Origin of the sequence: Nocardiopsis lambiniae (assembly GCF_031845465.1) — a bacterium.
Classification (GTDB): domain Bacteria; phylum Actinomycetota; class Actinomycetes; order Streptosporangiales; family Streptosporangiaceae; genus Nocardiopsis; species Nocardiopsis lambiniae.
The window spans coordinates 168,104-182,496 of record NZ_JAVREP010000008.1; the positions used below are offsets into that span (position 1 = coordinate 168,104).

General features: G+C 71.3%; 10 protein-coding genes. 2 read left to right on the top strand and 8 right to left on the bottom strand.

Annotated features, from left to right (window positions below; genetic code table 11):
• Nucleotides 1-5: 5 nt before the first annotated feature.
• On the bottom strand, nt 6-2,216 hold the full coding sequence (locus tag RM479_RS14250) for an MMPL family transporter (protein ID WP_311512217.1): 2,211 nt from the start codon (nt 2,214-2,216) through the stop codon (nt 6-8).
• Between the two features lie 129 nt (nt 2,217-2,345).
• Here RM479_RS14250 and RM479_RS14255 point away from each other — a divergent pair, with 129 nt between their 5' ends.
• Nucleotides 2,346-3,128: a TetR/AcrR family transcriptional regulator gene (locus RM479_RS14255; protein WP_311512218.1), complete on the top strand. Its 783-nt coding sequence runs from the start codon at nt 2,346-2,348 to the stop codon at nt 3,126-3,128.
• A 749-nt stretch (nt 3,129-3,877) separates the two neighbouring features.
• Nucleotides 3,878-4,723 carry a neutral zinc metallopeptidase gene (locus RM479_RS14260; RefSeq protein ID WP_311512219.1) on the top strand — a complete coding sequence of 282 codons (846 nt, stop codon included), beginning with the start codon at nt 3,878-3,880 and terminating at the stop codon, nt 4,721-4,723.
• Here the strand turns inward: RM479_RS14260 and RM479_RS14265 are convergent.
• The 7 genes from RM479_RS14265 to RM479_RS14295 form a co-directional block, all read right to left on the bottom strand.
• Nucleotides 4,716-6,086 carry an FAD-dependent oxidoreductase gene (locus RM479_RS14265; RefSeq protein WP_311512220.1) on the bottom strand — a complete coding sequence of 457 codons (1,371 nt, stop codon included), beginning with the start codon at nt 6,084-6,086 and terminating at the stop codon, nt 4,716-4,718. The two genes, RM479_RS14260 and RM479_RS14265, sit on opposite strands and share 8 nt — an antisense overlap.
• Nucleotides 6,087-6,195: 109 nt before the next feature.
• The gene (gene dxs, locus RM479_RS14270; RefSeq protein ID WP_311512221.1) at nt 6,196-8,118 is read right to left on the bottom strand and encodes a 1-deoxy-D-xylulose-5-phosphate synthase; all 1,923 of its coding nucleotides are present in this window, start codon (nt 8,116-8,118) and stop codon (nt 6,196-6,198) included.
• A gap of 277 nt (nt 8,119-8,395) precedes the next feature.
• A complete protein-coding gene (locus RM479_RS14275) occupies nt 8,396-9,166 on the bottom strand; it encodes a sulfite exporter TauE/SafE family protein (RefSeq protein ID WP_397222162.1) in 771 nt (256 codons plus the stop codon).
• A gap of 96 nt (nt 9,167-9,262) precedes the next feature.
• Entirely contained in the window at nt 9,263-10,519 is a 1,257-nt protein-coding gene (locus RM479_RS14280; protein WP_311512222.1) for a styrene monooxygenase/indole monooxygenase family protein, read from the bottom strand.
• 342 nt (nt 10,520-10,861) lie between these two features.
• On the bottom strand, nt 10,862-12,142 hold the full coding sequence (locus RM479_RS14285; RefSeq protein ID WP_311512223.1) for a sugar ABC transporter permease: 1,281 nt from the start codon (nt 12,140-12,142) through the stop codon (nt 10,862-10,864).
• Nucleotides 12,142-12,939 carry an ATP-binding cassette domain-containing protein gene (locus RM479_RS14290; RefSeq protein ID WP_311512224.1) on the bottom strand — a complete coding sequence of 266 codons (798 nt, stop codon included), beginning with the start codon at nt 12,937-12,939 and terminating at the stop codon, nt 12,142-12,144. Before RM479_RS14290 ends, RM479_RS14285 begins: the two co-directional genes overlap by 1 nt.
• 84 nt (nt 12,940-13,023) lie before the next feature.
• Nucleotides 13,024-14,166: a substrate-binding domain-containing protein gene (locus tag RM479_RS14295; RefSeq protein WP_311512225.1), complete on the bottom strand. Its 1,143-nt coding sequence runs from the start codon at nt 14,164-14,166 to the stop codon at nt 13,024-13,026.
• Between the last annotated feature and the right edge of the window lie 227 nt (nt 14,167-14,393).

The window sequence follows — 14,393 nt, forward strand, 5'->3', positions numbered from 1 at the left end:
CGACCTCAGACCCCGGCGGGCACGCGTTCGCGTTCGTCCGAGCCCCGGACCGAAGGCTCCTCGTCCCCGCCCTCGGAGATCCCGATGCGGTCGTGCAGCCACCGCAGCGGCCGGGGCAGCCACCAGTTCACCCCGCCGAGCAGGCGCATCGTCGCCGGCACCATGATCGCGCGCACCAGAGTGGCGTCCACGAGCACCGCGAGCGCCAGACCGATGCCGATGATCTTCAGGAACAGCAGGTCCGAGGCGCCCATGGCCAGGAGCACCACCATGAGCAGGATCGCGGCGCTGGTGATGATCCGGCCGGTGTGCTGGAGACCGGCCGCCACCGATCGGGTGTTGTCACCGGTGCGCAGGTACTCCTCGCGGACCCGGCTGAGCAGGAACAGCTCGTAGTCCATGGCCAGGCCGAACGCGACGACGGTGATGAGCACCAGGTACGTGGGGTCGATCGTGCCCACCGCCTCGAACCCGAGCAGGCCCGCGAAGGCCCCCTCCTGGAACCCCCAGACGACCACGCCCAGCGAGGCGCTCAGGGACAGCGCGCCCATGAGGACCGCCTTGACGGGGAGGACCACCGAGCCGAAGGCCAGGAAGAGCAGGAACAGTGTGGCGCCGGCGATGAAGCCGATGGTGGTCGGGGCCGCCGCCACGATGGCGGCGACGTTGTCCTGCTGCATGGCGGCCACACCGCCCACCAGGGCCTCCTCCGCGCCGTCGGGCGCGGGTTCGGCGCGCACGTCGGCCACGAGGCCCTTGATCTCGTCGGAGTCGGCGGCGCCCTGGTAGGCGACCAGGACGTGGGCGACGCCGTCGCCGGTGCGCTCCACCCGTGCCAGGGTGACCTCGGGCAGACCCTCCAGACGTTCGACGTAGTCGTCCAGGGCCTCGTCGCCGGCGTCGCCGACCACGGCGACGTGCAGCCGTCCCAGGCCGCCCCCCGGGAAGTCCTCGGCGACCGACTCGGTGGCGATCCGGCTGCCGGCGTCCTGGGGCAGGTAGCGCTGATCGGTGGTGCCCAGGTGGGCGGAGACCAGGCCGGAGCCGAAGATCACCAGGACACCGAGGACCGCGACCAGTGAGACGGCGGGGCCGCGCATCACGGTGCGGGCCAGGCGCGTCCATCCGCCCTCGTGGAGGGTCCCGGTGACGGTGCGTCGGGGCAGCGGCAGTCTCAGGCCGTCGATGCGGTGGCCCACCACCGACAACAGCGCCGGAAGGAAGATCAGGGCGGCGAGGAGGTCGAACAGGACCACGGCGATACCGCCGAAGCCGATCGACTTCAGGATCGGCTGGGGAAAGAAGAGCAGGCCGGCGAAGGCGATGCCGACGGTGACCCCGGAGAAGGCGACGGTGCGGCCGGCGGTGTCCACGGTGCGACCGACGGCGGCGGCCACCCCGCGCCCCCGGGCCAGTTCCTCGCGGAACCGGCTGACCATGAACAGGCCGTAGTCGATCGCCAGCCCCAGGCCCAGGATGGTGGCGACGTTGACGGCGAACACCGACACCTCGGTGACGTGGGTGAGGGCGCGCAGGGTCACGAGGGAGCCCAGGATCGCCAGACCGCCCACCGCGAGGGGGACCACGCCGGCGATGAGGCCGCCGAAGATCAGCACCAGCAGGAACAGCAGGAGGGGCAGCGTGATGAGCTCGGCGCGGACGACATCGCTCTCGGCGGCCTCCGACAACTCGTGCTCGACGGCGATGGGGCCGCCCAGGTGGGTCTCCAGCGGGCCCGAGGTCAGGTGTTCGGCGACGTCGTCGTACTGGTCCAGCCGTTCGGGGTGGCTCTCCCCCGTGAGCGTGATCGGGATGTACGTCGCGTGCATGTCCTCGGAGACGAGCATGCCGCGCTCGATGTCGGAGAGCCCTTCGTCGAGGTAGACGTCGAAGTCGGCGACGGCGCCCCGGGGCATGTCGTCGGCGATGCGCTGGATCGCCGCGGCGAAAGTCGGGTTGTCCACCTTCATCTCGTCGCTGCGGTAGACGGCGACGATGTCGACGTCGTCGTGGCCCAGTTCGCCTTCGAGCACGTCCATCGCCCGGGAGGACTCGGCTCCGGGGTCCTCGAAACCGCTTTCGCTGACGTCCGAGAAGACGCCGGATCCCCACACCACCGCGAACACGGCGAAGACGGCGGTGGTGACCAGGACGGCCCACCGGAAGCGATGGGCGCCAAGCCCGAGACGACCGAAAAGCCCCGTGTGCGTTGGCATGAGCAGCCCTTTCGGCGAACGGCCTTCGTGTCCGTTAACGCTGTTCGCTAACGGTGTTCACTAAAGCGTGCAGGCATTACGATGTCAATATCACCGGATGTGACCATAAAACGGGGTGTACCGCAGCACATGACGAAGCCGCAGCTTGAACGGGTCGAGCGGGTACCGAGCCGCCGGGAGCGTGTGCGCGAGGCCACACTCTCCGAGATCAAGGCGATCGCCCGCAGCCACCTCGTCGAGCACGGGGTCGCGGGAGTGTCCCTGCGGGCGATCGCCCGGGAGATGGGGATGACCGCGCCCGGCCTGTACCGCTACGTGTCGGGGATCGACTCGCTCCTGGTGCTCATCACCGCCGACATGTTCGACGAACTGGCCGCCGCGGTGTCGGCCGCCGACGCCAGCGTGCCCGCCGAGGACACCGACCTGCGCATCAACACCTCGCTGCGCGCCTTCCGGGGGTGGGCACTGGAGCACCCGGCGGAGTTCGCCGTGATGTTCGGGCCGCGCAAGCGGCTGGAACAGGAGGTGGACCTCACCCCGGCGGTCGAGGCGGGAAGGCGGTTCGGAGCCACCTTCTTCACCCTGTTCGAGCGCTTGATCGAGGAGGCGAGGTTCGAGCTGCCCGACAGCGGGCGGGTCACACCGGAGCTCGCCCGAGAGCTGCGGGCCTTCGCCGTCACCTGCGGCTTCGCGGGATCGGAGACGTCCGTCGAGGCGATGATGGTGCTCAGCTCGTGCTGGGTGCGCCTGTACGGCGTGGTCTGCATGGAGGTGTTCCAGCACCTGGATTTCGTGATGCGGGACATGGAACCACTCTTCGAGTCCGAGCTTCAGAACGTACTGACAGGCCTGGGCGTTCAGTACGAAGCACCGCAAAGCAACGAAACGGCTACCATCAGTACGCCCGATTAAGCCCCATACTGGAGGTCTGTGGCACTTGCCGGATTCGCCCGGGGTGGATCCGGTCCTGGCCGGCGCGCCATGGCATGAGAGCGAGGACCGACCCTGTGGAGAACCGACCCGGCGATGAGCGGTACGAACCGTCCACCGGCACCCCCTGGGTCCCCGGCACCACCGTGCACACGAACTCCTCGCGGTCCTCCGACGGCGGGGCCGACCGGGGCCTTCCGCCGGGCGTGCCCACCGCGCCCCCGCCCGCCGGCGCCCCTCGGCCCCCGGCGGCCCCCGACGCCTCGGACGCGCCCGACGGCGTTTCCACCCCCGGGACGCCGCAGGGCCCGTACACATCACAGGTCCATCGAGGCGAGGGCGTCCCCCCGGGCGCCCACGCGCCCGGTGGATCACAGGTTCACGGCGGTGGTCACGGTCCTCCCGGAGCGTCCGCCGGCGGGCCGTACGGCCCGCACGGCGGGCAGGTCCACCGGGGCGAGGGCGTCCCCCCGGGTCCCCCCGGGACGCCGTGGGGGCCGCAGGGGTACCGGGGCGGGCCGGCCCCCGGCGGCCAAGGGGCGCCGTGGGGGCCGCAGGGGTACCGGGGCGGACCGTGGGGACCCCGGTTCCCCGAGAACGGCCAGGGCCCCTTCGCGCAGGCGTACGGCGGGGCACCGCAACGGCAATGGCGCTACGTACAGCCCCCGGTACCGCAGTGGGGACACCCCGAGGCGTGGCCGCAGCCGCAGCCCGGAAGACGGGGGCGCGGGGTGCTGGTGGCGTCCGCGCTGGCCGCGACCGTGGCGTTGGCGGCGCTGGCCGCCAGCATCGCCATCGTCGTCGCCACGCCGCAGCCGGAACCGACACCGACGGGCGAGGACCTCTCGGCCTACTACGACGAACGGCTCTCCGAACCGCCGGAGGAGGTCGTCGTCGACATCGCCGACCACCCGCTGTACGACACGGCCACGCCCGCGGAGATCCCCTGCGACGTCCCCGACCTGGAGATGGGCTCCGACGACTCCTGGGAGGAGTTCGCCACGGCCACCGGGCACTGCCTGGACGAGCTGTGGGCCCCCGTCTTCGACGACCTGGGACTGAGCGTGGGGCCCCCCGAGATCACCGTCACCCGCGAGTCCCCCGACTCCGGTGACGAGGAGGGGTACACCCTCGCCTACTACGAGGGCGACTACGAGCGCATCACCGTGGTCCTGCCCAACGTGCGCACGCTCGGCGGACAGATCCCCGCCGAGGCGCGCGAGGACGTGTGGATCGCCCTCATGGGCCACGAGTACGGCCACCACGTGCAGTACGTGACCGGCATCCTCGACATCTCCCACGACCTGCGCCGCACGGCGGCCAGCGAGGACGAGGAGCTGGACACCCTGCGCCGCACCGAACTCCAGGCCGAGTGCATGGCCGGGATCGGGCTGCGGGCCATCACCGACGCCGACCGGCGATCCCTGAACCGGGTCAACGCCAACTTCAACGGCGGCGGCGACCTGCCCACCCACGGCACGGCGACCAACCGGGCCGAGTGGTTGGAGCGGGGCTGGGACGAGAGCACCGTGGGTGGCTGCAACACCTACGGCGCCGACCCGGACCAGGTCACCTGATCCGTTCGCCGAGGATCTCGCGGTAGGCCGACCACCCGTGGAGCTTGACCCGTTCGCCGCGGTCGAGCTTGCGGGCCTGGTCGGCCTCGGCGGCGTCGATGCGCAACCAGTCGTCGTAGCCGCCGCGGTCTTCCACGACATCGTAGAGGTCGACGAGGTCCGGCGCGGACGCGCGCAGCACGGACGCGTCATCGAGCAGGGACCGCACGGTGCCGGCGGCGTCGGACTTGTTGGTGCCGATCACCCCGGTGGCACCGCGTTTGATCCAGCCCGCCACGTAGTCCCCCCGGACGACCTCGCCCCGTTCGTCCAGGACCCGGCCGTCGCGCTGGGGCACGGTGCGGGCGTCCGCGTCGAAGGGCACTCCCGGCAGGGGCACGCTCGCGTAACCCACCGAGCGGAGCACCATCCCGGCCGCCAGATCGACCGTCTCGCCGGTGCCGACCAGGTTGTCGCCCTCCAGGCGGGTGCGCTCCACCCGCACACCCGTGACCCGGTCGGTGCCCAGGATCTCCCGCGGGCGGGCCCAGAAGTGGAGGTGGACCGAACGCGGTCGCCCCTCGGGCGCGAGAGCGGCCCGTTCGCGCAGCAGGCGCAGGTTGGTGCGCGCGGCACGGGCGACGTCCCCTCTGATGGCCGTGTGGTCGATGTCGACCTGGGCCGGGTCCACCACGACGTCCACGCCGGGCAGGGACAGGAGGTCGCGCAGTTCCGGCGCGGTGAACCTGGCCTGGAGCGGACCGCGCCGGGACAGCAGGCGCACGGTGCGCACCCGGCTGGCCGCCAGCACGTCGAGCACGGGCTGGGGGATGTCGGTGTGCCGTAGTTCGTCGGCGGTCTTGACGAGGATGCGGGCGACGTCCAGGGCGACGTTCCCGGCGCCGACGACCACCACCTCCTCGGCGTTCAACACGAACCGTTCCAGCTCGCTGTCGGGGTGACCGCAGTACCAGTTCACGAAGTCGGTGGCGGCGGCGCTGCCGGGCAGGTCCTCGCCGGGCACGCCCATGCGCCGGTCGACCGAGGCCCCGGTGGCGTACACCACGGCGTGGTGGGTGCGCGCCAGGTCGGCGCGGGTCAGGTCGGTCCCGAACTCCACCCCGCCGACGAACCGTACGTCGGGGTGTTCCAGCACACGGCGCAGCGAGTGGGCCACACCCTTGATCTTGGTGTGGTCGGGGGCCACCCCGTACCGCACCAGACCGTACGGGGTGGGGAGCCGGTCGACCACGTCGACCCGCACGGGCACCCGACGCTGCCGGGTCAGGGATTCGGCCGTGTACAGGCCCGCGGGTCCGGAGCCGATGACGGCCACCTTGAGCGGTGCGGTTTCCCCATCGCGCTGCTGTTCGGGAGAGGTCATACCCCCATTCTGACAGTCGGGGGCGCGACCTCTCCCGTTCCGGCCGGAGCCGAGGCGTGTTCCGGGGGCACCGACCCCGCCGCGCGACGCCCCGGCATCCGGACACGCCTCAGGCGTTCTCGTCCTCCAGGGCCGGGTCGGTGGCCCCCTCGGTGTGACGCGAGACCGTCTCGGTGAGCTTGCGCGAGAGCTCCTGCGGGGTCAGCCCCTGCTGCTGGAGGATGGTGTCGCGCTTGGCGTGGTCCAGGAACTCCTGGGCGATGCCGAAGGTGCGCACGGGCACGTCCACGTCGTGGTCGCGCAGCAGGCGGGCCACGGCGTCGCCGACGCCGCCGGTACGCCCGTTGTCCTCGACCACGGCCACGACCCTGTGCCGGGCGGCCTCGGCGATCAGCGCCTCGTCCAAGGGCTTGACCCACAGCGGGTCGATGACGGTGACGCCGATGCCCTGGTCGGCCATCCGGTCGGCGACCTCACAGGCCACCTGGGCCATGGTGCCGACACCGACGATGAGCAGGTCCTCGGAGTGGCCCTCGCCGGCTCGGCGCAGCAGGTCCATGGAGCCGACCTCGCCGATGGCGGGCAGTTCCTCGGGGACGGCGCCCTTGGGGTAGCGCACGACGGTGGGGGCGTCCTCGACCGCGACGGCCTCGCGCACCAGGGTGCGCAGGCGCTCGGCGTCGCGGGGCGCGGCCAGGCGGAGTCCGGGGACCACCTGGAGGATGGACATGTCCCACATGCCGTTGTGGCTGGCACCGTCGTTGCCGGTGACGCCGGCCCGGTCCAGGCAGAAGGTGACGCCCTGGCGGTGCAGGGCGGCGTCCATGAGCACCTGGTCGAAACAGCGGTTGAGGAAGGTCGCGTAGACGGCGACGACCGGGTGCAGGCCGTTCATGGCCATGCCGGTGGCGGCGGTGGCGGCGTGCTGCTCGGCGATGCCCACGTCGAAGATGCGGTCGGGGTAGGCGTCGGCGAACCTGTTGAGCCCGGTGGGGTGGAGCATGGCCGCGGTGATGGCCACCACGTCCTCGCGCTCGGCACCGATCTCGACCATGGTGTCGGCGAACACCGACGTCCACTTGAGGGCCTTGGACCCGGGCTTGGCCTCGCCGGTGGCGACGTCGAACGGACCGGGGGCGTGGAACTGGTCCTCGTCGTGGTTCTCGGCGGGGGCGTACCCCTTGCCCTTCTGGGTGATGACGTGGACGATCACCGGTCCGCCGAAGTCGCGGGCGCGGCGCAGCGCCTTCTCCAGCGCGGGTTCGTCGTGGCCGTCGATGGGGCCGAGGTACTTCAGTCCCAGGTCCTCGAACATCATCTGGGGCTGGATGGCGTCCTTGATGCCCTTCTTGAGGCCGTGCAGGGCCTCGTAGAGGGGCTGGCCGACCACGGGGGTCCGGTTGAGGGTGTTCTTGGCCAGGTCCAGGGCCTGCTCGTAGCCGGGCGTCATGCGCAGGGAGGCGAGGTGGTCGGCGAGGCCGCCCATGGTCGGCGAGTAGGAGCGCCCGTTGTCGTTGACGACGACGACGAGGCGGCGGTCCTTCTTCGCGGCGATGTTGTTGAGCGCCTCCCAGGCCATACCGCCGGTGAGGGCGCCGTCGCCGATGACGGCGACGACGGAGCGGTCGCTCAGGCCGCGGACCTCGTTGGCCTTGGCCATGCCGTCGGCGTAGGACAGGGCGGTGGAGGCGTGGGAGTTCTCGATGAAGTCGTGCTCGGACTCGGCCCGGGAGGGGTACCCGGACAGACCGCCCTCGGACTTCAGGTTCGTGAAGTCGTGCCGGCCGGTGAGGACCTTGTGGGCGTAGGCCTGGTGTCCCGTGTCGAAGAGGATCGGGTCCTTGGGGGAGTCGAAGACGCGATGCAGCGCGATCGTGAGCTCGACGACGCCGAGGCTGGGACCGAGGTGGCCGCCGGTCTGCGAGCAGGACTCGACCAGGAAGTCCCGGATCTCCTGGGCCAGGACCGGGAGCTGATCGGCCGGAAGCCTCTTGAGGGCTTCCGGATTGTGCATCGACTCGAACAGTGTCACTGTCTCGTCAGTCCCCTCGTCCAGCGTGTCGGTTCAGTGTGCCGCGCCCGGCCCCTGACGTGGGTCGGCGTCGGCTACCGGCAGGTATACATACCCGAGTTTATGGCCCTACGCGCACGGGTCCCGCCCGCCCTCGGCGTGGGCCGCGCACCGGTGGGGTGCCCGTGCGTCGCCGTTCCCACGTCGAACCATGGGAACGTTGCCCCGTGCCACGGTTTTCGGCGTACATTACCCGCTTTCGAGAGCGGCTTCCGCCACCCGATCACCCCGGCAGAGGCTATCTCAGAACCGCCTGGACCAGCAGCGCGAACGCGGAGGCGGTCACGACGACGAGCATGCCGACGCGCAGTCGCGCGGCGTTGACCCTGCGACGCAGGAAGACCCCGGCCCCGAATCCGATCACGACCAACGGGATCGCCGTGAGCCCCACCACGACGATCCGGGTGTCGAGCTGACCGCCGACGGCGAGCGCGAACAGCGAGAGGGCACCGCCGAACAGGAAGAACGCGGCGAGCGTCGCGCGGACCCTGGCGGGTTCCTCGTACTGGTAGAGCAGGGCCATGGGCGGGCCGCCGACGGAGGTGGCGGTGCCCGCGAAGCCCGACAGCGCGCCCGCGGTGACGAGCGAGGCGGGGGTGATGCGCACCCGGAAGGAGCGCAGGGACAGGCCGACGGCGACGAGCACCATCACGCCGACCATTCCCGCCAGGGCCCGGGGCGGCAGGACGGCGACCACCCACACCGCCAGGACCGTCCCGGGCAGACGGGCGGGCAGCCCCCAGGCGATGCCGCGCCAGTCCACGTGGCGGTACTCCTGGAACAGCGTGAGGATCGGCAGGACGATGACGGTGACCAGGAGGGCCCCGGGCATGAGGGTGGGGTCCAGCAGGGACAGGACGGGCGCGGCGACCAGTCCGAGGCCCAGCCCGACGGTGCTCTGCACGGCCGCCCCGGCGATGACGGCGAGGGCGGCGGCGACCACGAACGTCCACGTGTCGCCCGCGGGGAGCACCCCGTGGCCGGTGGGTGAGAAGAATTCCGGGAGCACGGGGTGCGACGCTACACCCCCACCTCTCCGATCGGGATCACGAGGTGGGGGCGGAGGACGTTCCGCGTCCGCCCGCGCGACCGCCGCCGGACGCGGTCAGCTCGCGGTACCGGCGACCGGCGCGGTGTCCGGCACACCGTCGATGTACTCCATCGCCCGCTCCGGGTGCAGGAACCACTCGATGAGCCCGGTGGGGTCGGCGAAGGAGTTCGCGAACCGGTCGGCGGTGGCCTGGTGGCGCGCGGCCAACCGGTACAGCTCCCACACGTGCGGGGGACCCGAGAGCATCACCCGGCTCCACGCGACGACCTGACGGGCCCGCCGCCAGTGCTCGGCGAACGTCTCGCGCATGAACCGTTCGTCGAAGGGGCGCGTGCCGTGGTCGACGATCGCGCGACGGTGGACGTCGGCGGCCAGGGAGGCCATGTTGGCGCCCTGGGCGGTGATCGGGTCGGTGGCGACCACGGTGTCGGCCATGCCCAGGACCGGGACGCCGCCGTCGAGGCGGGCGACGGGAACGCGGACCACGGGCGTGTGGCCGCCGGTGAGGGCGGCCATCGGGTCGGCGGGCCGCGCCGGGGCGAACCGCTCGTACTCCCAGGGCGCGTAGCGGCGTACCACCCGCAGCAGGTGGTCCAGGACCTCCTCGGCGCGGGCCGTGGCGGGCAGCGGTCGGTCCAGGGGTCCCCCGGGCACCGCCTCGACCATGAGGGCGTCGCAGGGACCGTTCAGGGACAGCGTGGGCAGGCTGAACACCTCGCCCGCGCCGGGGACGGCGGTGCGGGCGAGCACGGGGCCGTCGGGGTGGGGCGCGGCCCCGGCGGCGTAGACCAGCGCCAGGGACCGTTGGGGCGCGTCGTGCGGCGAGCGGCGGTGGTCGATCGGGAAGACGTCGGAGAGGCCGCCGCGACCGGTGGCCACCACGACGAGTTCGTACTCGGTGGCCAGTCCGGCCAGTTCCCCGGGCCGGACCGGACGGCGGATCAGGTGGCCCCCGTCCCGGACGAACAGCTCCAGCCAGGTGGAGAGCTTGAGCCGCTGGTCGACGGAGCGCGCGGGTTCGTCGAGGCGGCCCCGCCAGGCCAGGTCGGGGAGGTCCGCGCCGGTGGGGTCGGCCACGCGCAGGCCGACGCCGTGGACCTCGGGCGCCCGGTCGTCCCAGAAGGCCAGGCCGTGCCGGCGCTCCCGGCGCAGCGCGGGCCCGAACAGGCACTGGGTGGAGGTGATCCGTCCGGCGCGGATCTCCGCCGGCCCGCTCGGAGAGACCAGGGTGACGTCGTAGCCCTCGGCCAGCAGGCCGAGGGCGAGTTGGAGACCGGACTGCCCGGCGCCGACGACGAGGATCCTTCGCATGCTTCCCGCTCTCTGGTTCGCGCCCGCACCGGACACCCGGCCGTGTTCCGGGCACGGCGAGAAGGGGCGTACGCGTGTTGCCCCGTGTACGACCCCGTGCGGACGGTGGTGTTCGCGGCGAACCTAGCAGTGCCGTCACGAAGGGTTCGGGCACCCCCGCCGACCGGGACCTTCGCCCCTGTGAGCCCAGGACCTGCGACATCACCGCGATGGGCCGATGGTCGGCGCGTTCGGGGCCCCGGACGCGACGAGGCCCCGGTCCGGCTACCGGGGCCGGACCGGGGCGGGGGCGGCGGGGAGTGGGCGCCGCCCCTTTCCGGGAGGGAGTGGAGGATCCGGGTGTCAGGCACCGCCCCTGGCGTGGGACTTGCGTCCACGCCGGGAGATCGCGTCGATGATGACCGCGATCAGCAGGACCGCCGCGGTGATCATGAAGCGCACCGAGGTGTCCATCTGGAGCAGCAGCAGACCGGAGGTGATGGCGCCGAGCACCAGGCCGCCCAGCAGCGCCGAGTAGGCGTTGCCCCGACCGCCGAAGAGGCTGGTACCGCCGATGACCGCGGCGGCGATCGCCATCATGAGCTCCGCGCCGCCACCGGTGGACACGCTCGCCGCGAAGTTGCGCGAGACGAGCATGATGCCGCCCAGGGCCGCCAGGGTGGAGGCGATGCCGAACACGGAGATCCGGATGAGGTCGACGTTGATGCCGGCGCGCCGGGCCGCCTCGGCGTTGCCGCCGACCGCGTACACCATGCGGCCGTAGCGGGTCTTGCGCAGGACCAGGTCCAGCACGACCACGAAGCCCACGAAGATGAGGAAGGCCAGCGGCACGCCCTTGTACTGGTTGAGCACCCACACCCCGCCCAGGATCGGCAGGGACAGCAGCGCGGCCCGGAAGACGATCTCGCTCGGCGGCTTGTAGGGCAGACGGGCCCGTCGGCGGCTCCGCTCGACCACGAACACCGAGAGCGTGTACAGGACCACGGTGATGGCCGCGATCGCCCAGCCCATGAACGGGACGAAGTAGGTCTGGGTGAGCATCGCGATGGCCCCGTTGGGGCTGGTGTTGATGGTGCCGTCGGAGCCCATCAGGTACAGGTGCACGCCCTGCCAGCCCAGCAGACCCGCCAGGGTGACCACGAACGCCGGTACCCCGAGTTTGGCGAAGACGGTGCCGTGGATCAGGCCGATGAGCAGACCGACGCCGATCGCGGCGGCGATGGCGCCCCATTCGGGAACGCCCTGCTTGACCGCGAGCACCGCCAGGACGGCCGCGGACAGACCCGCGACCGAGCCGATGGACAGGTCGATCTCGCCCAGCAGCAGGACCATGATGACGCCGGTGGTCATCAGACCGATGGCGGCGATCTGGACGGTGAGGTTGGACAGGTTCTGCGGCGACAGGAACCGATCGTTCATCGACTGGAAGACGACGGCGATCAGCAGCAGCCCCACGATGACGGGGATCGGGCCCAGTTCGCCGCCGCGCAGCCTGCGGCGCAGCGCGTCGAGCCAGCCCTTGGGCGAGGCGACCGTGGTCAGGAGCCGGGGGTCGCGCACGGGTTCGGCCGGTGCGGCTCCGCCCTCACCTGACGCCTTGGATACCGGGGTCTGCTGGGTCATCACTTGTCCTCCGTGGCCAGGGCCGAGGAACCGGTGCGCTCGGAACGGCGGCTGACCGGGTTGTCGGCGGCACCGGTGATGGCGGCCACGATCTCTTCGTAGCTGGTCTCCGCGATGGGGAAGTCTCCGGCGTTGCGGCCCAGCCGCAGCACCACGGCGCGGTCGGCCACCGCGCGGACGTCGGCCATGTTGTGGCTGATCAGGACGACGGCGTGGCCCTGGTCGCGCAGTCGCTCGATGAGGTCCAGGACCTGGGCGGTCTGGGCGACGCCGAGGGCGGCGGTGGGCTCGTCGAGCATCACCACGCGCGGCTGGCCCAGGAGGGAGCGGGCGATGGCGATGATCTGGCGCTGACCTCCGGAGAGGGAGGCGACCGGCACGCGCAGGCTGGGGATGCGGACCGACAGGGAGTCGAGGAGTTCCCTGGCCCGGCTCTCCATCTCGACCTCGTCGAGGGTGCCGGGGAAGTGCAGCTTCTCGTTGCCCAGGAACAGATTGGCGACGATGTCCAGGTTGTCGCACAGGGCGAGGTCCTGGTAGATGGTCGCGATCCCCAGACGTTGGGCGTCGGAGGGGGAATGGATGCCGACCTGGCGGCCGTCCCAGCGGATGACTCCGCCGGCGTCCGCGGGGTGGGCTCCGGAGATGACCTTGACCAGCGTGGATTTACCGGCGCCGTTGTCACCCAGGAGAGCGACGACCTCTCCCTCGGCGACCTGGAAGTCGACGTCGCTGAGCGCGCGGACCGCCCCGAAGGTCTTGGAGATCCCGGACAGTTCCAGGACTGGTGTACTCATGCGTTCGTTATCTCTTCTCTCGTCCCGGGGCGGGGCGGGCGGGCGGCGGGGGCCCGCCCGCCCCGTCGGGGCGTCGCACCGTGCCTAGAGGGCTTCCTGGCAGAAATCCGTGTCGGCGTAGTCGTCGGTGCAGATCTCCTCGATGGAGTAGATCCCGTCCGAGACGACGGTGTCGCCGACGTTCTCCTCGGTGACCGCGATGGGCTCCAGCAGGACCGCGGGGACCGTCTCGCCGTTGGCGTCCTCCACGTCGGTGAGCCTGTACTCGCCGAGGTCGGGGTCGGTGTCGGTGGCCAGGGCCACGGCCATGGCGGCGGCGATCTGCGCCTCCGGCTTGATGGCCTTGTAGACGGTCATGTACTGCTCACCGGCGATGATGCGCTGAATGCCGGCGAGTTCGGCGTCCTGACCGGTGACCGGCGGCAGGTCGTCCACGTCGACGCCGGCGCTGCGGAGCGCGGAGATGATGCCCGAGGCCATGCCGTCGTTGGCGGAGTAGACACCGATGATCTCGTCGACGCCCAGGGCGGTGATGGCGCCCTCCATCTGGGAGTTGGCCTGGTCCGGGGACCAGTCCGGGGTGTCGAACTCCTGGCCGATGTCGACCTGGTCCTCGAAGATCTCGTGGGCGCCGGCCTTGAAGTCGGCGGCGTTGGGGTCGGTGGGCGAGCCGTTGATCATGACGATCTGGCCTTCACCGGCGGTGCCCTCCTCCTCCAGGGCGGCGATCAGCGCCTCGGCCTGGACCTGGCCGACGCGGTGGTTGTCGAAGGAGACGTACATGTCCACGCCGCCCTGGGCGAGGCGGTCGTAGGCGACCACGGGGACGCCCTGGGCCTTGGCCTCACTGACGGTGCCGGCGGCGGCGGCGGAGTCGACCGCGTCCAGGACCAGCACGTCCACCCCGTCGGTGAGCATGGCCTGGGCCTGGGTCTGCTGCTCGTCGACGTCCTGGTCGGCGTTGGCGTAGGACAGTTCGCAGTTGGGGCAGAGCTCGGCGAGCGCCTCCTCGAAGAAGGGCTTGTCGAACGCCTCGTAGCGGGCGGTCTGGAGTTCGGGGAGGAGGAGGCCGACGTGGAAGCCCTCCTCGACGGTGTGGGTCTCCCTCTCGGCGTCCTCGCCCGAGGTGGTGAGCGAACCACAACCGGAGACGAGCAGGGTCAGAGCGGCGCCGGCGGCGGCGAGGCCGCCGACGACCGTGCGCTGGTGGACGGTGCGTGTACTCAACGCTGCACCTTTCGTAACGGGGGACGGATGTGAACTCGCGAGTGATGGTGTGAAGTAGACCCCCGGCGCAGCCTTGTCGTCAACTCCTGAACACATAACCGAAACATCACGGATATTGCGTTCATACCCTAAAGACAAAGAAAGCGCAGGTCAGAGGGGCTGCCCTCGATGGGTCACCCTCTCAGCATGCGCGGAAAGAACATGATCGAACACGCACGGGCAGCACA

Coding starts and splice junctions, on each gene's coding strand:
- RM479_RS14250 (WP_311512217.1), bottom strand. CDS start 2,216: ATGCCAACGCACACGGGGCTTTTCGGTCGTCTCGGGCTTGGCGCCCAT.
- RM479_RS14255 (WP_311512218.1), top strand. CDS start 2,346: ATGACGAAGCCGCAGCTTGAACGGGTCGAGCGGGTACCGAGCCGCCGG.
- RM479_RS14265 (WP_311512220.1), bottom strand. CDS start 6,086: ATGACCTCTCCCGAACAGCAGCGCGATGGGGAAACCGCACCGCTCAAG.
- RM479_RS14280 (WP_311512222.1), bottom strand. CDS start 10,519: ATGCGAAGGATCCTCGTCGTCGGCGCCGGGCAGTCCGGTCTCCAACTC.
- RM479_RS14285 (WP_311512223.1), bottom strand. CDS start 12,142: ATGACCCAGCAGACCCCGGTATCCAAGGCGTCAGGTGAGGGCGGAGCC.
- RM479_RS14290 (WP_311512224.1), bottom strand. CDS start 12,939: ATGAGTACACCAGTCCTGGAACTGTCCGGGATCTCCAAGACCTTCGGG.